The 19947-nt window shown below is 45.2% G+C and carries 23 protein-coding genes; 3 read left to right on the forward strand and 20 right to left on the reverse strand.

The annotated features are described in order from the left end of the window. Positions 1 to 32 precede the first annotated feature (32 nt). The 14 genes from IEY67_RS13550 to IEY67_RS13615 form a co-directional block, all read right to left on the reverse strand. Positions 33 to 1043, reverse strand: coding sequence for a DUF3868 domain-containing protein (locus tag IEY67_RS13550; RefSeq protein WP_183671681.1), 1011 nt, complete (start codon positions 1041 to 1043; stop codon positions 33 to 35). 13 nt (positions 1044 to 1056) lie between these two features. Beyond that, on the reverse strand, positions 1057 to 1572 hold the full coding sequence (locus tag IEY67_RS13555) for a DUF3575 domain-containing protein (RefSeq protein ID WP_229801060.1): 516 nt from the start codon (positions 1570 to 1572) through the stop codon (positions 1057 to 1059). A gap of 496 nt (positions 1573 to 2068) precedes the next feature. Further along, complete coding sequence (locus tag IEY67_RS13560) at positions 2069 to 2356, reverse strand: HU family DNA-binding protein (protein ID WP_122351307.1); 288 nt, start codon at positions 2354 to 2356, stop codon at positions 2069 to 2071. Between the two features lie 12 nt (positions 2357 to 2368). Continuing rightward, on the reverse strand, positions 2369 to 3124 hold the full coding sequence (locus IEY67_RS13565; protein ID WP_183671683.1) for a tyrosine-protein phosphatase: 756 nt from the start codon (positions 3122 to 3124) through the stop codon (positions 2369 to 2371). A gap of 8 nt (positions 3125 to 3132) precedes the next feature. Then, positions 3133 to 5499 (reverse strand): GumC family protein, encoded by a 2367-nt coding sequence (locus tag IEY67_RS13570; RefSeq protein ID WP_122373252.1) that lies wholly within the window; start codon positions 5497 to 5499, stop codon positions 3133 to 3135. Positions 5500 to 5511: 12 nt separating this feature from the next. Beyond that, positions 5512 to 6294, reverse strand: coding sequence for a polysaccharide biosynthesis/export family protein (locus tag IEY67_RS13575; RefSeq protein WP_183671737.1), 783 nt, complete (start codon positions 6292 to 6294; stop codon positions 5512 to 5514). 22 nt (positions 6295 to 6316) lie between these two features. After that, entirely contained in the window at positions 6317 to 7552 is a 1236-nt protein-coding gene (locus tag IEY67_RS13580; protein WP_183671684.1) for a carboxypeptidase-like regulatory domain-containing protein, read from the reverse strand. Between the two features lie 37 nt (positions 7553 to 7589). Further along, positions 7590 to 8822 (reverse strand): YjbH domain-containing protein, encoded by a 1233-nt coding sequence (locus IEY67_RS13585; protein ID WP_229801061.1) that lies wholly within the window; start codon positions 8820 to 8822, stop codon positions 7590 to 7592. Positions 8823 to 8841: 19 nt separating this feature from the next. Beyond that, positions 8842 to 9570 (reverse strand): YjbH domain-containing protein, encoded by a 729-nt coding sequence (locus IEY67_RS13590; protein WP_122373255.1) that lies wholly within the window; start codon positions 9568 to 9570, stop codon positions 8842 to 8844. A 39-nt stretch (positions 9571 to 9609) separates the two neighbouring features. Continuing rightward, complete coding sequence (locus IEY67_RS13595) at positions 9610 to 9882, reverse strand: DUF4248 domain-containing protein (protein ID WP_122351313.1); 273 nt, start codon at positions 9880 to 9882, stop codon at positions 9610 to 9612. Beyond that, positions 9879 to 11066, reverse strand: a complete 1188-nt coding sequence (locus tag IEY67_RS13600; RefSeq protein ID WP_183671686.1) for a DNA primase — start codon at positions 11064 to 11066, stop codon at positions 9879 to 9881. The genes IEY67_RS13595 and IEY67_RS13600 overlap by 4 nt, the downstream gene beginning before the upstream one ends. Continuing rightward, positions 11063 to 12400 carry a replicative DNA helicase gene (locus IEY67_RS13605; RefSeq protein ID WP_122351315.1) on the reverse strand — a complete coding sequence of 446 codons (1338 nt, stop codon included), beginning with the start codon at positions 12398 to 12400 and terminating at the stop codon, positions 11063 to 11065. The genes IEY67_RS13600 and IEY67_RS13605 overlap by 4 nt, the downstream gene beginning before the upstream one ends. After that, on the reverse strand, positions 12397 to 12897 hold the full coding sequence (locus IEY67_RS13610) for a hypothetical protein (RefSeq protein ID WP_122373258.1): 501 nt from the start codon (positions 12895 to 12897) through the stop codon (positions 12397 to 12399). The genes IEY67_RS13605 and IEY67_RS13610 overlap by 4 nt, the downstream gene beginning before the upstream one ends. 302 nt (positions 12898 to 13199) lie before the next feature. Further along, entirely contained in the window at positions 13200 to 13640 is a 441-nt protein-coding gene (locus IEY67_RS13615) for a hypothetical protein (RefSeq protein ID WP_183671687.1), read from the reverse strand. A 342-nt stretch (positions 13641 to 13982) separates the two neighbouring features. Here IEY67_RS13615 and IEY67_RS13620 point away from each other — a divergent pair, with 342 nt between their 5' ends. The 3 genes from IEY67_RS13620 to IEY67_RS13630 all read left to right on the forward strand — a co-directional run bounded on the left by IEY67_RS13620 (position 13983) and on the right by IEY67_RS13630 (position 15373). Continuing rightward, entirely contained in the window at positions 13983 to 14438 is a 456-nt protein-coding gene (locus IEY67_RS13620) for an HU family DNA-binding protein (protein WP_122351318.1), read from the forward strand. A gap of 113 nt (positions 14439 to 14551) precedes the next feature. Beyond that, the gene (locus tag IEY67_RS13625; RefSeq protein WP_183671688.1) at positions 14552 to 15013 is read left to right on the forward strand and encodes a glucosaminidase domain-containing protein; all 462 of its coding nucleotides are present in this window, start codon (positions 14552 to 14554) and stop codon (positions 15011 to 15013) included. A 33-nt stretch (positions 15014 to 15046) separates the two neighbouring features. Continuing rightward, the gene (locus tag IEY67_RS13630; RefSeq protein WP_183671689.1) at positions 15047 to 15373 is read left to right on the forward strand and encodes a hypothetical protein; all 327 of its coding nucleotides are present in this window, start codon (positions 15047 to 15049) and stop codon (positions 15371 to 15373) included. 59 nt (positions 15374 to 15432) lie between these two features. On the opposite strand, the gene IEY67_RS13635 is transcribed toward IEY67_RS13630, so the two are convergent. The 6 genes from IEY67_RS13635 to IEY67_RS13660 form a co-directional block, all read right to left on the reverse strand. Beyond that, a complete protein-coding gene (locus IEY67_RS13635; RefSeq protein ID WP_183671690.1) occupies positions 15433 to 15828 on the reverse strand; it encodes a WbuC family cupin fold metalloprotein in 396 nt (131 codons plus the stop codon). A 10-nt stretch (positions 15829 to 15838) separates the two neighbouring features. Next, positions 15839 to 16981: a non-hydrolyzing UDP-N-acetylglucosamine 2-epimerase gene (gene wecB, locus IEY67_RS13640; RefSeq protein ID WP_183671691.1), complete on the reverse strand. Its 1143-nt coding sequence runs from the start codon at positions 16979 to 16981 to the stop codon at positions 15839 to 15841. A gap of 36 nt (positions 16982 to 17017) precedes the next feature. Next, on the reverse strand, positions 17018 to 17338 hold the full coding sequence (locus tag IEY67_RS13645) for a type II toxin-antitoxin system RelE/ParE family toxin (RefSeq protein ID WP_183671692.1): 321 nt from the start codon (positions 17336 to 17338) through the stop codon (positions 17018 to 17020). Then, positions 17329 to 17580 (reverse strand): hypothetical protein, encoded by a 252-nt coding sequence (locus tag IEY67_RS13650; RefSeq protein WP_122373265.1) that lies wholly within the window; start codon positions 17578 to 17580, stop codon positions 17329 to 17331. The genes IEY67_RS13645 and IEY67_RS13650 overlap by 10 nt, the downstream gene beginning before the upstream one ends. A gap of 79 nt (positions 17581 to 17659) precedes the next feature. Further along, complete coding sequence (locus IEY67_RS13655; RefSeq protein WP_183671693.1) at positions 17660 to 18808, reverse strand: capsular polysaccharide biosynthesis protein CapF; 1149 nt, start codon at positions 18806 to 18808, stop codon at positions 17660 to 17662. Between the two features lie 42 nt (positions 18809 to 18850). Beyond that, positions 18851 to 19924 (reverse strand): polysaccharide biosynthesis protein, encoded by a 1074-nt coding sequence (locus tag IEY67_RS13660; RefSeq protein ID WP_122373267.1) that lies wholly within the window; start codon positions 19922 to 19924, stop codon positions 18851 to 18853. Between the last annotated feature and the right edge of the window lie 23 nt (positions 19925 to 19947).

A 19947-nucleotide genomic window follows, 5' to 3' on the forward strand; every position in this document is an offset into this window, starting at 1 on the left:
ATGATAAAAGCACTTAGTAAATAATTATACATTCAATGACGTTTATTATTCTCAAAAAATACGGCCAAATTCATACCGGCCTCTTCCGATCCTTCCGCTTTTGCCGCTTTCAGCAAACGAATGCCTTCATACAGATTCCCGGTCATCAACTCGTACACCCCTTTGCAATTTTTATAAGCCAGGGTTTCATGGGGTGCCATCCGCAGATACTCCCCGGCTGCCTGCCAGTTGCCCTGCTCGATAGCAGCCGCTGCCGCATTCAGATTGGCTACCGGATGAGCCGGGTAAATCTTTACACTCGTTTCTATTATCTGATAAAATTTCCCCGGTTCATTTTTATAGCTCAACGCCACCATATACAACTCGCGTAAAGAAAGCATCTGGGGATTCATTTCCGCCACCACCCTGGCCTCTTCCAGGTTAAAATTCAATTCTTTCTGATTCCGTACATCGGTCGCATCACTTTCCGGAGAAATGTATGAAGCCTTTAACCCGGATACTTCCGAAACCTTCGTCGAAAGCGTAACATCATTGGTTACAGCCACTCTCTTTACCTCCGGTGACCTACCCGATTCTTTCAGACCGATCGTTTCCTGGACAATTTCCCCGGAAGAAGCCAGCCTGTTTACCTTCAAAAACAGTTCCGGCATACGCATCCAATTTTCGGAAGCAACAGAAGTATTATAGATCACTTCACAAGGGTATTCTCCTGACAGCTCCCTGACAAGAAAATAGTTCTCCCCTTCAATACCTTTTCGTTTATTCAATACACGGTTCCGTTCATATATGCGATGTCTTTTTTTACCGTTCAGCAAGACAGGCGCAAGTTCTTTTTCCTGCCTGTTCTCTTTTATCACCGGAATAATGGTAAGTGATTCGTCAGATGTGAAATCATGGGTATTGACAATACATTTCACCGATACCATCAACGAATCACCTTTCACAAAACATGACTGCGATTTTATCTCCACATCAATATCCTTTGCATATAAGGAATTGCAAATAAAAAATAAGCTCAACAACACGAGCGGATTGATTTTCATATTTATTGTTTTTTTATTGTATAAAGTAAATTAGAGATATGCCTATTTGTGTCGGTCCCACATAATTGGTATGTGCCTTTTCTATGCGGGGAGTTCCTTTTTCCTGCCCGTATTTATCATAACTCAGATAAGCATACCCTAAAGCAATACTAGCTTCCAGGTTCCATAGCGGACTTATCATCCATTGGTATCCGTAAGAAATTCCGGCACCGACCAGATTTCCCTGAAAACGATAATCTGACAATATTCCTCCCCAATTAAAACGCGCATAATGGGCCTGTATACCTACAAAACTTCCCTGAAAAACTTCACCAAACCATCTTCTGAACTCCGGTTGTATAAGCAGATGTTTCATCTTCTTGTTATCAGCAAAAGTCCACGGGTTATAACTGATAATAGAAGTGAATGAATAGGCATCTTTACATTTTATTTCTCCCCCGATATTCAAAGACGACGTCAAATCATAAAGTACATTTGTTTTCACTGCTATATTCTGACAGTTCAATTTAGATAAAGAACTGATAATCATTATTATAAAAATCAGACTCTTAGGACTATAAAGCCTGATAAACATCTTACGATACATTATCATAATAACACCAAAAACAATTATACAATTACTTTTATATCGCATATCAGACATTATAACAAACTATTAATACTATATTGGATTATTCTATTTTCATTTTAATAAAAAAAATAATGACTAAAATAAATGAACGTTTTTTCTAGTCATTATTCTGAGACGAAAATTCAAGATAATATGATTATTGCAACTTCTTGAAAAACTACATATATCTATCTGTAATTCAGTAAAATAAAAAGATAAAAAACGCTTTGTTTTTCATTTAATATAAAATATATTTGCACCAAATAAATGACTAGAAAAAACGTTCGTTTATTTTAGTCATCACATCGGATCTTTATGAATTCAGCATAAAAAAACTCTGTATTTTCCGACTTTAATTGAAATAATATCGGAAAATACAGAGTTAAATATTCAACTGGACGAAAGCTTAAAGCAGCTATTCTTCCTCTTTATTCAGTTTTCTGACCAGGTCATCCGCAGCACGAAATTTCACGGTACTTCTGGGTGCAAGCATCAGGGGTTCCATTGTTTGCGGATTCCTGACCGGACGAGGTTTCTGAAACATTGGAGAAAAAACCCCAAGGCCCCCTATCCTTACTTTATTTTCTGATTTCACTTCTTCAAATACAGTATTAATAAATGTATTCAAAACATTCCGTACAGCACTTTGCGTATACCCCGTCTTTTCTGCGATAGAGTATATCAATTCTCTTTTGTTCATCATATTTTTACAGTTTTAAATTTTTTGTTCTTCCAACGATCCGCTGTTCCAAAGCGAATCGTTATTATTAAATAGTTTGTAGATTTGTTTCATCTGACTTCCCGACAAGTAGAGTTTTTTCAGGCCTTTTTCATAATCGGCCAGCCGGTGAAAATCCGACCCCACATAATCATAATATTCTTTATTCAACAAAACCCGGGCAACCGACCGGGCTTGCTTTCCATACAGTCCGGCCAACGAGAACAAATTCAACTGAAACTTATATCCTTTGTCTTTCAGAAAATAATAATCATCCTGCGTCATATACTGATACAGTTCCGGATGAGCGATAACAGGCCTATACCCTTCCAGCATAAGATCGAATAAAAAAGTCAGGAATTTCTCGGGTGCCGATAAGCGGGAAGTCTCCACCAATATCTGCTTACCGGGGAAAGTCAATACTTTTCCCCTCTTACGGGCATCAAAACCATTATCCAGCATATATTCGGCAGCCAGACATAATTCAATATCCGCAGGGCAACACTCTTTCAGAATGGAATATTTTGCCTGTAAAAGTTCTAACGAATTATTCGTACATTCTTCCGCAATATGAGGAGTAAGGAAGATTCGCTTTACCCCTACCTCCCTCATCCTATCCAATGCAGCCATCGAGTCCATTAAGGACTCCGCTCCCCCGTCCACATTGGGAAGCAGATGTGCATGCACATCCGTCATTCCCTCAAGCAATGTGGTATAAAGAATATTTCTCTTCGGTATAATCCAGGTCAACATAACGGAAATTATTTTGATTTTTTCTTTTCATTCCCGTAACCGTAGCCATAACCATAGCCGTATCCGTAACCATAGCCGTAACCATAGCCCGAATGGTTATAGCGTACGCCGTTCAGGATCAAACTCATATTCCTGAACTTATCCTGTTTATACAGCTTCTCCAGTTCCGGAAGCTGGCGGCGGTCCATCAAACCGGCACGCAGGATATAAATGGTCAGGTCAGCTACGCGATTCACAATAGCCGCATCGGCAACCAGACCTGCAGGCACATTATCCAGAATGATATAGTCATACCGTTTCTTCAGCTCTTCGATCAAAGTATCCAAACGGGTACTCAACAAAAGCTCGGAAGGATTGGGAGGAACAGGGCCCGTATGGATAATATCCAGATTCTTCGCAATTTCCTCTTTTCCTATGATTACATCTACATCATCCACTTTTCCGGATAAATAGTTTGTAACTCCCATGTTAGTGCTAGCACTAACATGGCTGCTAAGGGTACCCTTACGAATATCGAGATCGATCAGTATCACCTTTTTGCTGGTCAAAGCAAAGCTCATCGCCAGATTCATCGACACAAATGTCTTACCGGCATTCGGATTGAAAGAAGTAAACATCACCACTTTCATATCCTTTGCTTTCACACGCATGAAATCCATATTCGTACGAACAATGCGGAACGCCTCCGAAATACTGTCGCGCCCGTTTTCACGCACGACTATTTCATCTTTATTCTTCTTGTCACGCAAAGGGATCTCTCCCAGGAACGGAATCGATACGGCATCTTCCACATCTTTACGTGTACGCACGGTTGTATTCATAACTATCCGCAGCCAGATAATACCTGCCGGAATAGCCAACCCCAATACCATAGCCGCCAGTAAAATCATCATCGACTTGGGAGCCACCGGACTCCGGCTACCCTGGGCTGCATCGATCACACGGGCATTACTTTCCGTGATCGCCTGCGATAAGGCATTCTCTTCCCGCTTATTCAGCAGGTAGAGATACAGCTCTTCCTTGATCTTCTGCTGGCGTTCGACCGACAGCACATACTTCTGTTGTGTCGGTACAGCCGAGATACGGCGTGTCGTTTGTACCTCCCGCTCCTTGATATTCTTTATCTTGATATTCAGACCGACAATCAGGTTGTCAACCGCCCGGATTATGGTCTGTTTCATCGCATTCAGCGAATTGTTCAGATCCATAACCACCGGGTTCTTATTACTACTGTTGCTGATCAGTTTGTCACGTTTCAGCAACAGGTTGTTGTACTCGCTGATCTGTCCCTCGATATTCACATCCGCGATGCCGGTATTAGCCGGTATCAGGTCGGCACTTTTATGAGGGTCCGTGAGGTAATCGCGTATATATTTGGCAAGCGTCCTCTGGTTTTCCAACCCCAGTCCTTCTTTACTGTACTGACTGCTTTCCTGCAGGTACATGCCTGTCTCGGAGCTGATATCCGTTAACCGGTTTTCCCGTTTATACGTTTCGATATCGGCATCCACGCTTCCCAACTCCTTTTCAATAATGATCAGACGCTCATTGATGAAATTGGATGTATTCACCGTTACCTGGTTCTTGTCGTTTATCGCATCCTCATTGTAAACAGCGATCAACATATTCAGGATATCCTCCGCACGCGGGATAGACACATCCTGCAAGGTCAGGTTAATGATCGTAGCCGTTTTACTGGCCAATACCACTTGCAGGGCATTGCTGTAATTCAATGCGACATCTTCCCGGTTCTTCTTCCCGACAACGACAGACTTTCCGAAATATTTATCCGAATAATACAAGGTCGGAGTTACCACCAGCTTGCCGGCAGGCGTTGCCACCGTATCGTTCAACACGACCTTCTGCATTTTCCCCTCGGCCATAGAGAAATCCGACAGCAGCACTTCTTTTTCCGACAAAGGCGTCACTACCAATGAAAACGCCTGCGTCGCCTCCGCCTCCGGGAACTGTACGGCTACAGGCGACTGCGTATACAACTCAACCGTACGCAACCCGTCCTTCTCCGTATAGCTGACATCCAGATTCAGACGCTCGGAAACAATATTCATCAAACGTTTCGATTTGAAAACCAACACCTCGTTATCCACGTTGCTTTTTACATTGAACATATTCAGTTCTTCAAAAGCCGCCGATTCACTAAGACCACCCCCTTTGGTATTATCCTTGATCAGCACGGAAGCCGTACGTGTATACACCTTCGGCGCCCATTTCAGATACAGGAACGCCACCCCGCAACAAAACAGGGTGGACAACAGGAACCAGTACCAGTTAGCCAGGACTATATGGAAAAGGTCGTTCAGATTCAGTTCGTTTTCTTTTTCACGTAAATAAGTAGTTTCTTGTTCAGAATTCATTAGATTATCCGATTATTTAAAGATTAATACCGCGATCGTCGTCAGCAACGATATGACAGAAACCCAGACTCCGATCGAGTTATTCTGGTTAATGCTGCTCTGACCTGATTTCGCTTTATTCGGTTCTACATAGACAATATCGTTCTGTTGCAGGTAATAGCAGGGAGAATTAAAAATATCAGCCGACCGAAGATCATGGAAAAGGATCGTACGTTTCCCGTTATTTTCACGGATAACACCTACCCGGTCGCGACGGCCGTAGATAGTCAGGTCGCCTGCCATACTCAATGCTTCCAGCAATGTGATACGGTCGCCGGAGATAGTGAAACTACCCGGACGGCCCACTTCGCCCATCACCGAAACTTTAAAGTTCAGGAACTGTACCGTTACGATCGGATCTTTGATCAGGTCGCCTTCGATCAGTTTGCTCTTTACCAGCTCCGTCAACTGCATGCGGGTCAACCCTTCCACATGGATCTTCCCCAGGATCGGAAAATCTATATCTCCGTTCGTATCCACCAGATAACCTAAAACACGTTGCTGTCCGCCATTATTCGATCCCAACTGATAAGTCACCATCGGCATATTAAAAGGCAACGCCAGCTCCGGATCACGGCTGTTTACCATGATAGCCAGCAGGTCGTCGCTATGAATAATCACTTCATATTTCTGTTCGATCTCCTGCTGTTTCAATGGGATAACATCCTGTAGATAGATAATTTTCTTGGTTGAAGTGCAGGCGGAAAAAAACACCGCCATACACATCACCAGATAAGTCACATATTGTATCTTCATACTTTTCTTCTTTTCCGGATATTTACTCGCCTGAACCACCGGAATGACTTCCATGACTCGCCCCTTTCTCAGTTGTCACTACCAGGTCGACTCCCTCATATTTCACAACCGGAATGGTCAGCGCTACAGTCTGTCCTCCGAATACGACCGGAAAACCAAATACCGTAGTAGTGGTCTTTTCAATCATGGAAACAGTCGCTTTCATATCCCCGCTTACTCTGGCATCACGTTTCAATGTCATCTCACCGACACTCTGAGTTCCTCCCAGCAATGAAGCCAATGAACTTTCGACAGCACCGGATAAAGCTGTAACATCACTATCACTCAAGCCTGCCAATTGTTTCTTCAGCAGGTCGCTCGTAGTTCCGTCGATCTTCCAACCCAAGTGGAATGTCACATCGATCGCCTGTTCTTTTGAATCCATATTTCCCAGATTATCAATCACAACCGATGCCAGATCTTCAGTTTTAGATGTTCCCTTTTGTGATGAACAAGGCACTCCGAACGAGTGATTTGAAAATCCGTCGATCGTGGTCATATAATATCCATTTCCATTGTAATCGGCAGTACCGGTTTCATTCCACACGCCGTTCTTCTCCACATAATGCCTTACATCAGCAAAATAAACGCTGTTACTTGCCGGATTCTTCATCCGCAGAATAACAGGCTTCTCAAAAGTCTGACCGTCCGGTTCACAACTAACAGTAGAGAGGCTGGCACGAACGGTACCTGCCTGAGACTTTTTAGCACCTTCCTTATAAGCCGTCACAGTTATATCCGTTGCCGTTTTAACCGCACCGGCCGGAAATTCCAGTTCCACCATTTGCCGTTTAGCCTCTATCACTGTACTTCCGGCATCCGGAGTAACGGTAACAGGCTGATTTTTTTCCTCCAGTTCCTGCACCAGCGATACGACACTCTGCTTCTTGGCATCAGACGGGAAGCTGGCTTCTGCCGTAACGGTCACATACCCGCTCTTCTCAAAAGTGACAACGTAATCATTTTTCGATGTCATCTCCAACTGGAAAGTACCGTCGGCGGCCGTCGTTGCTTCCGAGTTCGATGCAGTTACTTTTACACCCTCCAAAGCATTATTTCCAACCATCACTTTTCCGGCAATGTAATAGACCTCCGCATCCAACGGATTTTCCACAATGACGGGAGTCGGTTCATCTTTCTTACAGGAGCTAAGTCCTACACCTACTGTTGCAGCAAGACATATAGCCATGCCCGCAACCAAATGCTTGTTCATTTTCATTTTGTCTTCTTTTTTGTTAAAAAAATATTTCTTGATATTATTTGGATTGTTCTGCCAGGATCACCAGGTTATCCTTGATAAAGTCAGGATTGTAGTAAGTGCGGTTTCTGTTTTCATCCGGACGTGTCTCGTAAGAACGTCCCAGCCTGCGTGATGTATACCGGGGCCCCGACTGCGCTTCATACTGCCAGTCAAAATATTCCGGCAAACGCACCCGGACAGCCCGGTGCTTGCTACGTTTTTTCCGGGGCAGAGGAATAGCAAAGTGAAATCCACCGTTCACCTCCCCTTCGGAATACATGGCAAACAAACCGACTGTTATCTCTCCGAAATGACGGCTGCAATCACCACGCACTCCATAATCGCCATAGATATACCGATGCGCCGATAAGTCGAACCGCAAATTATAATACGGCTCGTTATAGCGCACCAATACCGAGCCGTTTACCCGTCTCCATTGTGTCACCTCCCATCTACCGCCGTAAAAAGTGGATGCTCCCGTCAAGCCGCCGCTCAAGCCGAAAGCCCAACGGTCGGAATTTGTATGATACAACAGGTTCAGGTCCACCCCGATCCGGTCCTGATTAAAATTGCCTACACTCAATGTCGCAAACACATTTTTCGGTAACCGTATCTCCTGACGTACCACCAGCATCCCTGCACGGATATAATCCATTTCTCCTACCAGATTATTCCAGACCGGAAATATCACCTGCCCGGTAAAAGAGGCACCTTTCCATAAACCGATCTCTACAGCCGGTGCTATATCGAGTACGGCTCCGTATATTTTATCCAGCCAGGAATTTTGCAATCTGACCTGGGGATACAATACCAGATCCACTTTCCCTGCCGAACGGTTTACCGCTTTCGTCCCTTTCAAAGCCTTCATAACCTCATCCGTATCGTAACTTATCGCCAGTCCCTTCATCACGGCCGCCAGTGACAAACGCCCCTGCCGGTAAGCAGAGACAAACTCCCGGTCCAGCGACACCCTGATTTGAGGAATCCCGTTTTCCAATACGGCCAGTTGTATGTTTTCATCTGCAATATCCGGTTCATCCAATAAAGTCCGGATCACCTCAAACAATCCGCGATAAGTACCCCGGTAAACATTATCCTCATAAGCAATACACACCCCACCAGCCTGTACCGCCACTTTTACGTTTTCCATCCCCAGGTCGACAAGCGCCTCCTTTACTGTCGCCTTTCCTTTCCAACCAAACAGACAGCCCAGGAGAAATAAAAAAAGTATACGATATATCTTCAACATCCGACTGTAACGATTTAAGTCATTTCCAGCATCTGAACTCATACCGTATCCCGGCAGAGAGAGCTTTGAAATCATAGCAGAAAGCGTGTAGGGATAAATGATTGAAAAACCGTGCAGCAGCCCCTACACTCACTGCCTCCGTATCATATTCGACCATCAGTACGACAGGTTTCAGAAAAGCCGGACGATAGCTTACTCCTCCAAAAACGCCCTTATGGTAAGCATCTTTACGGAACGGGATATTACCTCCCAAAGAAAGCCCCAGATCATGGCCGCCGAATAACAGATGTTTCGTTCCAACAACATATACGGACGAGAAAAAACGGTTGCCTTTGACTTTCGCAAACATATTCAGTTCGCTGCTCGTAAAGGCATCATTCGATCCCAGAACGATTGCCGGATGCCACTTCCCCTCTTTCAGGGGGCGAAGACGCAATGAGACGGAACGGTCCTGTTGCCATTTATTCCCGTTTTCAAATTCTCCGTGAAGTAAAGTACAACGGTATGCAACCTCCAGGAACGGCAGGAAAGTCATATTGACAAAATAGTTTCCGGTATCATAGTCCCAGTAGCCGGGTGTCATCGCTTCGGGCAGGAAATTAGCTCCTCCCATAAAAGTTCCGTCTGCTTGCATATCCGCAGTCGGAATCGTCTGCAACCCGGTCATGCCCAGCGAATACTGGGCATTCAATGACGAAGCGACCGGTAACATGCAGACCACAAAAAAGAATTTCAAAAAATAGTTCATTTGATTTATCTGTCGACAGATATTTCTTTCATCCTAAAATCAGGGTTCGCCCAGAACTTCCACAATATACCCCACCTGGCGCGGTGTCAGAATGCGTTGCGTACGGTTCCATCCCGTCTTTCCCAGGCTACGGAGTAATCCGGCATTTGCCGTCACCCATACCTTCAACCGACGTGAGGCTGCCGCAGGAGTCAGATCCGGACTATACAATATCCCCAGTTCCATCCAGGTAAAACTGCGGTTCTTCCACATCCTTTCCTCCTCATCTTCCCCGGCGGTCTTTATCCTGCTTTTTCTATCGTCCTTCTTCATACCCACCTCCAGTCCATCGTGGCCGGACGTCTCTCCCTCTGCGACAGACCGGTCAGGTAAGCCATTCCGACATTCAGGCAACGAAGTGCCTCCATCCGTTTCGCCGTGTCGGTGATGGCAGACAACAGCAGTATCCCTTCCCGGATACGTCCCAGTAATAAAGCCTCTTCCGAAGAGGCCCCCTGCATGAGTCTTTCCCGCAGATACCTTGTAAACCTTTCTTTTCCCCAAAGCCTGAACAACGAGTCCGGGTCTTGCCCTTCCGGCAGTTCCATCCTATACACCCGGAGATCTTGCATACCCAGCTGGCAAACCGCCTTTTCAGCAGCCTTTCTTCCTGCTGCGTCCGCATCCAGCATCACGACCACCCGCGAGGTGTATTTCTTCAACAAGGCAATATGCCCGTCGCACAAAGCCGTTCCGCAAAGCGCCACCGTATTCCTGAATCCGGCTGCGTGCATCGCCAGCACATCTTTGTATCCTTCCACCAGAATGGCAAACTGTTTTTCACGAATCATTTTCCGGGCCATATCCAAGCCGTAAAGTATCTCGTTTTTACGATAAAGTCCGCTGGTCGGCGAGTTGATATATTTAGGGATATCCGGATTTTCGGTCAGACGGCGTGCTCCGAACCCGACCAACTGCCCCTCCTCATTCCGGATGGGAAACACCAGCCGGTTACGCATTGCCTTCCATTCTTCAGGAACCATCGCCGGTGAAGTCCCAACCCCGAAATCGAGCCAGGTCGGTGTCAGGTCCGAATCCCCTGAAGCGGCAGGAAGGAGAGACGAAAGAAACTGAAGATTTTTTTCAATTGAAATTTGAGAATCGAGATTTGAAAATTTGTCTGTTTCACATACCGGCTTTGTCAATTTGACTTCGGGTTTGACCTCAGATTTCATTTTCGACTTTCCATTTTCAATTTTCAATTTATCTATTGCCTCTCCGAACGATATCCCTTCTATCTTCTGTAAAAAACTGATTACGTCCCCTTTCTCTCCACAGGCAAAACAGATGAAACACTGCTTCTCCGGATTTACCGCCAAAGAAGGGTGACGATCTTTATGGAACGGGCAACACCCCAACAGGCTTCTCCCCTTCTGCGTCAGCTGTACATACCGCCCGATGATTTCTTCGATCGGCGGTGCAGACTGTTTTATATTGTTTATTTCCCATTGCGTCATGATGCAGGAGTATTACGATAGTTCGTGATCTTCGTATAAGATTCGTTGTAACGGTAACGGGCAATTCCTGTTGCCCCGTTCCTGTTTTTCACGATATAAAGTTTGCCTACTCCCACCAGGCTCTCCCCTGTCCGTTCGTCCCGTATAATCCCATGCTTTTCCGGACGATAGACAAAAATTACACAATCCGCCACCTGCTCGATCGTACCCGAATCCCTCAGGTCGCTCATCACCGGGACATGTGCCTTATCCGGTCTCGTCTCGCAGGCACGGTTCATCTGCGAAACAAGCAAAACCGGACAATCAGCCTCCAGTGACAGCTGTTTCAAGGCAGTCACATTACGTCCTACCACCTGATCCAGTGTTTCATTCTTCTGGCGGACCGACGACAACAGATGCAGATAATCGATCACCACCAGGTCGCACTCGCCCGCCTTACTCTTCAGCATCACCTTGGCTCGGATATCGCCGACCGTACAGCAAGGCGTGTAATCGATATACAACGGTAGCTTATCCAACTTCTTTCCTGCTTCCGCCAGCATCTCCAGTTCCTGTTGCGTCAATCCGGAAATACGCAGATGATCGGCATCCACATCGGTCATGCCAGCCAGGATACGGTTCAACAGTTGCAAGTCCGACATTTCCAGGCTGAACAGGCAGACATGCTTTCCGGCACGTGCCGCATTGACAGCGATATGAAGTGCCACCGCCGTTTTCCCGTCGCTGGGACGGCCGCCCAAAACGATCACCTCCCCACGATGCAAACCGCCCGTGACATAATCAAGTTCCTCCATCCCGCTCAATATCCGGGTGACATCCTCGGAAGCATTCATCCGTTTCCGGTGCCATTCCACAGCCTTTGCCGACAGTTCTCCCACCGTCTGCATCGGTTCCCCGTCGGCCGTATTCCGCCGGATATCCATCAACGACTGTTCCGCCTCCGCGATCAGCTCATCGGGCACGGCATCGAACTGTCCCGATTTAAAATTCAGCATAACGAACAATTGTCCCAGCAGACGCAGTTTATACCGGCGTTTCACCTCATCGGCATACAGGCTTACATTCTCTCCGGTACGGACATTCAGCATGGCCGGGAGGATGAAAGAAAGCCCGTTCAGTTCTTTCCACTGTGCCTCGTCCTGGCGACGCATTTCAGTCTCGACCGTCATCATATCCGGCCGCACACCCCGGTTGTACAAATCCATGATAACCCCGTAAACAAAGCTCAGCGACTTATCTTCAAACATCTCTTTACGCAAGGAAGAAGCTACCAGCATCGGAGCTTCCGCCGAGGTCAGCAGGCAACAGATCAACGTTTTCTCGACATCCATCATACGTCACTCCTTTCCTGTCGGTTACCGGCATCCTGCATACTGCGTCCCCCCATTTTCCGCTCGATATCGGCCAATGTGCAAGACGGCTCAGATTCCCGTTGCTGCGTGTCCGTTTCCAATTCGTAACCGGAAAAATAGTCGTAGCCACAAATACCGATACGTGTTCCTCCGGTCACGGCATTGATTACGATCAGATGATCAATAGCCAGTAATTTCAAATAATAGCCGACCGACCCGATACTGATACAAGTCAATTCCGACAATTCATGATAGGTTCCCATATACTCCCCCCGGCGGCAAATATGCCGGTACTTTCCTAAAATCACCGTCCCGTCGACATAAAAAGCTCTGATAATCAAAGTGACGTACATTTTTGCCAGATCGCGTTCTTTTTTTATCGGACAAGTTAACTTGTTCAAGATCTTTCTCGGCAACCTGATAAAAGCCTTTCCCAGTAACGTTGCAACCTGGGCATAGTTTCTCTGCTCTCTGTTCATTGTGTTTGGTTTAACTAAAATTAGTATTTGCGTCCTTATGTGCGCTCTATTCGCAAAAACAATTGAATAACATCAGATCATATCAGGTTTATATTTGCTCTCTATTTAGCTTTTATGCGTTCCTCTTTAATATAAAAAGAAGTATTTCTTATATAAAGATTTTATAATAGGAGGTTTTTCAATTTTTTTTCAGAATAAGACCGTTCTCCAACGCTTTAAAACAAAGGTACACAGTGCTTTTCTGATATAAAAAACTGTTTTTCACGTATTTATTACAACCCAACAGACTATACATCAACAGGTTAGTTATTAAAAATTCCGTTCTTTCTCTTCGGTTCGAGCTTCATTTCCTGTCTTATCTGGTCATGTATATGCAGATAATCCTCATGTGCATTCTTCAGAATGCTGCAGATGTACGATTTTTCAAAGTCGGTTTGAAAGATCATGTAGATATAATCCGCCAGTTCCTCATACGAACAATCACCGAACATCCCGCTTCTGACCATCCCCGACAAATATTCGATAAACAACTTCGGTTCCTTCACCCTGATCCGTTCCAGGTCGAGGGGACCGGTATCGTAATGGCAGTAACTGTATATCACCTTGCGGTACTGTTTGAAAAACGACCTGGCCAGGTCGTCCCATGTCCTTTTCTCCCTGATCTTCGGGTCTCCCAGCAAAAATGCCAGTAAAAAGATATCCGGTATCTCATTTTCCTGTTCGTCGATCGATTTTTTCAGCAAGGGGAATGACAGATGTTTACCTGCTATTCCTCGTATCCTTTTTTTAAAAGGCTGATTCCTTTTTGTAGATCTTGTCTGTTAAATAAATCCATAAGTCTATACTTTTTTATGTCTCCGTATAGTCTGTCCGGATTGTAAAACATATACCTTTTGTCTTCAAAACATATATGTTTTAACAACGAAACATACCTGTTTTGAATGTAAATATTTAACTGTTTTTATCTGACCCTATCTGTCTCTACCGGCATCTATCTGTCTGCGTGTTTTCGGGCTGCCGTACCTTTATAATGTTATCGATAACCAACAATTAATTTCAAGTATCAACCCTAATTTTTAAAATCTATGCCATTAAAGTACAGACTTGTCAAACGCAAAGACATGAGTAAAGATGCAGCAGAAGGAGCCGAGCTCTACTACGCGCAGACCAGCATCAGTAAAAAGGTCGATCTGAACCGCATCTGCAGCCGCATCAGCAAATACAGTACCGCCAGCCGTGGCGATATCCTGCTGGTCCTGGACGGTTTGATCACCGTCATGAACGAATCCCTTGCCGACGGCGAATCGATCCATCTGGGCGATTTCGGTAGTTTCCGTATGGTTGCCGGCAGCAAAGGTTCCAGCACCGAAAAGGATTTCAATTCTTCGTTGTTCAATCGTGCTCATATCGTATTTTATCCGGGTACCATGCTGATGGATATTGTCCGCGACGCTTCTTACGAGAAGTGGGTCATTCCGGGCAGCGATTCAGGCTCCGGTTCAGGTTCGGGCGGCGGTAGCGACCGTCCGGAGATTGAGTAAAAGAATCAACCAATTTGCCAATGTGGCAATTAAGATTGCAATAATTGGTATTCCCATTGGCATATTGGCATATTGGCACATTGACACATTGACAAATAATTTCATTATCGATTATGACAAAACTAGATTTTATCAAACAGTATCTTCCCCTCGCCCAAAAGGCGGCAGAGCGGTTCGGAATGAACCCGGTCATCATCCTGGCTCAATCCGCCATCGAGACCGGTTGGGGCGAAAGTGCGCTGTGCAGAGAGCATAACAACTTTTTCGGCATCACCGCTTATGGCCGTCCCAACCCTTTCTGGGAAGGAGACCGTACCGACCTGTCTGCCAACGACGGCCGTCCGTGTCTGTGGTTCCGCAGTTACCTCACTCCGGAAGCCAGTTTTCTCGATTTCGCCCGTCTGATCCACTCGGCCTATCCTGTGGCCGCGACTCTCACCTTCCACCCTTCCGCCTATGCCAAAGAGATTGCTTACAGCAAATATATCAGCGAAGTGAACGGCGATAACCGTGCGGCTTACCAGCGCATGTTGGTGGCGGTCAGCCGGTCGATAGAGCGATTGAAGGTAAATTAATTTTCAATTCTCAATTTATAATTTTCAATTTCCATGAATGTCCTTGAAACAATTCTCAACTTCCTCACCGATCTTGCCCGGATCATCTTCCCCCGCAAGCGAAAACCGGCAGCCGGTGACTGCCCCTGTTCTCATCCTCTGCCTGCTCCTCCTGAGCCTCCTCTCCCTCCTGATGAGGGAGACGGAAGTGACCCTGACCTGCATCGGGGCGATTCTCTCGCTCTCACCCAAGGGGACTGGGGAAACCGCAGAGATGGGAAGAAGAACCTCCCGCCCGGAGCCGACTGGCTCGGAATGTCAGGATATAGCCTGATGCTGATGGGCGGGGTCGGGTGTCTTTATAAATGGTTTATTGCGTAAGCGATATAAAAAGAGGGAGTGCACTGCCGATATGAGGAAGGTACTCCCTTCTTATTCTCTTACTTCAACAAATCGTTTTCCCTCAACGGAGTATAGGGGCCGTCTTTTACTTCAAACAACACAGAGCCGCTATCCAACACCTCCAATGTATGCCATTGATTAGCCGGAATATGTACACCAAAACTTCCTACCAAAGGATCCAACAGGGTCGATTCTGTTTCTTCTTTTTTATCATTATAAAACATCACCCGAATCTTCCCACGCAACAGCAAATAAGTCTCTGCCGTATGCGGATGGCGATGAATCGGTAAAATAGTCCCCGGCTCCAACGCATTCAGCAAACGCTGGGCTTTGGCATCCAAAGAATCATGAAAATTACAGTTCATACGCAAGCGGGGAGATTCCTGGGCTTGCTTCGTCACTTCATTTAATAAGGTTGAATTAATTAGTTGCATGACTTTTGTTTCAATATTTTTTCCAAACCATTTTATTCACGATTCCGGTATAGCTCTGGATCAGCTTGACTACCTTCACCGAAACATTCTCATCCACGTAGTCGGGAACGGGGATTCCCAAAGCGCCATCTTTATTCATCTCGACAGCCACATCCACCGCCTGCAACACCTGTTCTGTTGTAATACCAGCTAAGATGAAATTTCCCTTATCCAATGCTTCCGGACGCTCCGTACTCGTACGGATACATACCGCAGGAATAGGATTGCCGACAGACAAGAAGAAACTGCTTTCCTCGGGAAGCGTACCCGAATCGGATACCACTGCAAAGGCATTCATCTGAAGATGATTGTAATCGTGAAACCCCAGTGGTTCATGCTGTATCACACGCGGATCGAATTTGAAACCACGTTGTTCTATGTATTTCCTGGAACGGGGATGGCAGGAATAAAGAATGGGCATGGCATATTTCTCTGCCATCGCATTTACCGCATTCATCAGGTTGAAGAAGTTTACTTCCGTATCGATATTCTCCTCCCTGTGGGCAGACAATAAGATATACTTTCCTTTCTTCAATCCCAGACGTTCCAGTACATCACTTGCTTTGATCTGTTCCAGGTTATTATGTAATACCTCTGCCATCGGCGAACCGACTACATAAGTACGTTCTCTCGGTGTACCGGCAGCATTCAGATACCGGCGCGCATGTTCTGAATAACACATATTGACATCGGCCGTCACATCCACGATACGACGGTTAGTTTCTTCCGGCAAACATTCGTCGAAACAACGGTTACCTGCCTCCATATGAAAGATAGGAATATGCAAACGCTTCGCACCGATAACAGACAGGCAGGAGTTCGTATCTCCCAAGACAAGCACGGCATCAGGCTTCACCTCCGCCATCAGTTTATACGATTTGGCAATGATATTCCCGATCGTTTCTCCCAGATCCGCACCTACGGCGTCCAGATAATAGTTAGGAGCACGAAGTCCCAAATCATCAAAGAATACCTGGTTCAATGTATAATCGTAATTTTGTCCGGTATGGACTAAGATCTGATCGAAGTACTGATCGCATCGTTTTATCACCGCTGCCAAACGGATGATTTCCGGACGGGTACCGATGATGGTCATTAATTTCAGTTTATTCATTTCTCTTCAAATGGATTATGGAAGAGATTGATTTTCTTAGAATAACAAAGATAGAAGTTCTCTTAAATGTTCCAAGTCCTGCCTGGTATCTTTTACCAAAGCTATATAGAGAAAATCCTCTTGTATAAAATAGTAGACTTTACTTTTTTTGTTGACAACTATAAAACGGTATTGATGGTTTTCATCAGATAAATCCGGATCGACTTTACCCATATATGGATTAAATGTCAATAGGTCGACTTGCTTTCTAATCATTTGCCATACTTTACGGGCAGAAGCATCCCCCGTTCTCAGTCTGATATAATAGAGTGTTTCAGCAAAACTTTTTTCAGCCGGAGATGTCCAAATTACATCCATCCCATCTCCTTCCCCAACCGTTCCATCACCTCTTCAGTAGAATGAAATTCACCACGCTTATGAGCTTTAACCGCATAATCGGCCGAAGCATCCAACATTTCCTTTAAAATAAGCGTTTCTGAATTTCCTTTTGAAGCCAATTCTTTAACATACTTATAAACTTCAGATAACTTTTCTTGATCCAAGTTTATAAGCTCTTTAAAAATATCGACTCTCAATGTATCTACACTAAAGGTATTCATATCGTTTTATATTTGTAGTTCCTTTTTACAAAAGTAGTAAATCATTTAGAATAATCATTCTCTCTTCTTTATTTAACATTTACACCTCTTCAAAATAAGTATCCGGCCGGGTTGGGTCGAAAGGTTCGTTGGCCCACATAAAAGTCACCAGTTCTTCCGTATCGGAAAGATTAATGATGTTATGCGTATAACCGGGAATCATTTCCACGACCTCTATCTTTTCCCCGCTGACCTCAAAATCGATCACTTCATCCGTTCCGATCTTACGAAGCCGGATCAAGCCATGACCGCTCACCACCACGAATTTCTCATTCTTGGTATGATGCCAGTGCTGACCTTTCATTACCCCCGGTTTGGAGATATTGACTGAAAACTGTCCCCGGTCAGGCGTACGGATAATCTCCGTAAAACTACCACGATCATCTGTTTTCATCTGTACCGGATAGCTGAATTTCTCTTTCGGCAGATAAGACAGATAGGTCGAATACAACTTCTTCGTGAAAGGATCACCCAAATCAGGTACACTTAAATTATCTGGCATTTCCTTAAAAGAATAAAGCAGGTCAACAATACCTCCCAACGTGATCGTATGAACCACAGGAACGGCACAAAAGTCTCCCTCGTGATGTTCCCCACCCGACAAAGCAGCAATCAGTTCATCCACCACATCATCCACATACACCAGGTTCATAACCACACTCGAATCATTCACCCGGATAGGCAGATCATTGGCTATATTGTTACAGAAAGTAGCGACAGCACTGTTATAGTTTGGTCTGCACCATTTTCCGAACACATTCGGGAAACGATAAACCAGGACTTTCGCTCCGGTTTCTTTTGCATACTCGAATAATAAGTTCTCTCCCGCCCTCTTCGATTCACCATACGGATTATCCAAGGCCGCCTGCGTAGACGAAGAGATCATTACAGGACAAGTATTGTTATACTTTTTCAATGTTTCCTGCAAAGTAGATGCAAAGCCAAAGTTACCTTTCATAAATTCCGATTGATCTTTCGGACGGTTCACACCCGCCAGGTTAAAGACGAAATCGGCATTCTTGCAATAGACATCCAACTCAGCCGGATCGCTGTCAATATCATATTCGAAAACCTTTAGTTCAGTTCCCGAAACAGGGTAATTCCGTGCTTTCCCCGACTGGATATTATGGAGTTGGGAAACAAGATTTCGACCGACGAATCCTTTAGCACCGGTAACTAATATATTCATTACATTAAAATTTTAAGTTTGGAGGCTTGACATGAAGCTAATTTATTCGCTTCTGATTTCTCTTGGTTTTGCCCGTTCAATCAGTCCTAGATCTTCCTGAATAAAACGTAAGCGGAGTAATAGTTTTTTCATACCTTCCACATCCAGACGTGTGGTATTATGGCTATGATAATCTTCTATCTTAGACAGACATTCGCTACCTTCGGTAAAGAACTTGTCATAATTCAGATCGCGTGTATCACAAGGAATGCGGTAATACTCTCCCATATCGATCGCTTTCGCCATCTCTTCACGTGTTACCAGTGTTTCATACAGTTTCTCTCCGTGACGCGTACCGATCACCTTCACTTCTGTATCCAGATACTTCGGATCGATCTGTGCGTATGTCTCTTTCAATGCCTGTGCCAGAACAGACAGAGTTGCTGCCGGAGCTTTCTGAACAAACAGGTCACCGTTATGACCATGTGTAAAGGCATAGATCACCAAATCGACTGCATCATCCAGAGTCATCATAAAGCGGGTCATTTCCGGATCGGTAACAGTGATCGGTTTCCCTTGTTCTATCTGTTCCACCCAAAGAGGGATCACCGAACCACGGCTTGCCATTACATTGCCGTAGCGGGTACAGCAGATCGTCGTCTGCGCCCCTTCACCCAACTCACGCCCTTTTGCAATCGCCACCTTTTCCATCAACGCCTTGGAGATTCCCATCGCATTGATCGGATAAGCCGCTTTATCGGTCGAAAGGACGACTACATTTTTTACGCCATGTTCGATAGCGGAAAGCAACACATTTTCCGTTCCTTCTACATTTGTACGGGTAGCTTCCATTGGGAAGAACTCGCAACTGGGAACCTGCTTCAATGCAGCTGCACTAAACACATAATCCACACCGCGCATAGCAATATCTACCGATGTCTTGTTACGTACATTTCCGATATAGAATTTCACTTTAGGATTCTGCAAAGCGTGACGCATATCGTCTTGCTTCTTTTCATCCCGGCTAAAGATTCGGATTTCTTTGATATCGGAATCCAAGAAACGCCGAAGGACAGCATTACCGAAAGAGCCGGTGCCGCCGGTGATTAGGAGGGTTTTGTCTTTAAAAACTGACATAATATATTATTCTATTAAAATTT

The organism is Parabacteroides faecis (genome assembly GCF_014647375.1).
Taxonomy (GTDB): domain Bacteria; phylum Bacteroidota; class Bacteroidia; order Bacteroidales; family Tannerellaceae; genus Parabacteroides; species Parabacteroides faecis.

Coding starts and splice junctions, on each gene's coding strand:
- IEY67_RS13550 (WP_183671681.1), bottom strand. CDS start 1,043: ATGAAAATCAATCCGCTCGTGTTGTTGAGCTTATTTTTTATTTGCAAT.
- IEY67_RS13555 (WP_229801060.1), bottom strand. CDS start 1,572: ATGATTATCAGTTCTTTATCTAAATTGAACTGTCAGAATATAGCAGTG.
- IEY67_RS13560 (WP_122351307.1), bottom strand. CDS start 2,356: ATGATGAACAAAAGAGAATTGATATACTCTATCGCAGAAAAGACGGGG.
- IEY67_RS13565 (WP_183671683.1), bottom strand. CDS start 3,124: ATGTTGACCTGGATTATACCGAAGAGAAATATTCTTTATACCACATTG.
- IEY67_RS13570 (WP_122373252.1), bottom strand. CDS start 5,499: ATGAATTCTGAACAAGAAACTACTTATTTACGTGAAAAAGAAAACGAA.
- IEY67_RS13575 (WP_183671737.1), bottom strand. CDS start 6,294: ATGAAGATACAATATGTGACTTATCTGGTGATGTGTATGGCGGTGTTT.
- IEY67_RS13580 (WP_183671684.1), bottom strand. CDS start 7,552: ATGAAAATGAACAAGCATTTGGTTGCGGGCATGGCTATATGTCTTGCT.
- IEY67_RS13585 (WP_229801061.1), bottom strand. CDS start 8,822: ATGTTGAAGATATATCGTATACTTTTTTTATTTCTCCTGGGCTGTCTG.
- IEY67_RS13590 (WP_122373255.1), bottom strand. CDS start 9,570: ATGAACTATTTTTTGAAATTCTTTTTTGTGGTCTGCATGTTACCGGTC.
- IEY67_RS13595 (WP_122351313.1), bottom strand. CDS start 9,882: ATGAAGAAGGACGATAGAAAAAGCAGGATAAAGACCGCCGGGGAAGAT.
- IEY67_RS13600 (WP_183671686.1), bottom strand. CDS start 11,066: ATGACGCAATGGGAAATAAACAATATAAAACAGTCTGCACCGCCGATC.
- IEY67_RS13605 (WP_122351315.1), bottom strand. CDS start 12,400: ATGATGGATGTCGAGAAAACGTTGATCTGTTGCCTGCTGACCTCGGCG.
- IEY67_RS13610 (WP_122373258.1), bottom strand. CDS start 12,897: ATGAACAGAGAGCAGAGAAACTATGCCCAGGTTGCAACGTTACTGGGA.
- IEY67_RS13620 (WP_122351318.1), top strand. CDS start 13,983: ATGCCATTAAAGTACAGACTTGTCAAACGCAAAGACATGAGTAAAGAT.
- IEY67_RS13625 (WP_183671688.1), top strand. CDS start 14,552: ATGACAAAACTAGATTTTATCAAACAGTATCTTCCCCTCGCCCAAAAG.
- IEY67_RS13630 (WP_183671689.1), top strand. CDS start 15,047: ATGAATGTCCTTGAAACAATTCTCAACTTCCTCACCGATCTTGCCCGG.
- IEY67_RS13635 (WP_183671690.1), bottom strand. CDS start 15,828: ATGCAACTAATTAATTCAACCTTATTAAATGAAGTGACGAAGCAAGCC.
- wecB (WP_183671691.1), bottom strand. CDS start 16,981: ATGAATAAACTGAAATTAATGACCATCATCGGTACCCGTCCGGAAATC.
- IEY67_RS13645 (WP_183671692.1), bottom strand. CDS start 17,338: ATGGATGTAATTTGGACATCTCCGGCTGAAAAAAGTTTTGCTGAAACA.
- IEY67_RS13650 (WP_122373265.1), bottom strand. CDS start 17,580: ATGAATACCTTTAGTGTAGATACATTGAGAGTCGATATTTTTAAAGAG.
- IEY67_RS13655 (WP_183671693.1), bottom strand. CDS start 18,808: ATGAATATATTAGTTACCGGTGCTAAAGGATTCGTCGGTCGAAATCTT.
- IEY67_RS13660 (WP_122373267.1), bottom strand. CDS start 19,924: ATGTCAGTTTTTAAAGACAAAACCCTCCTAATCACCGGCGGCACCGGC.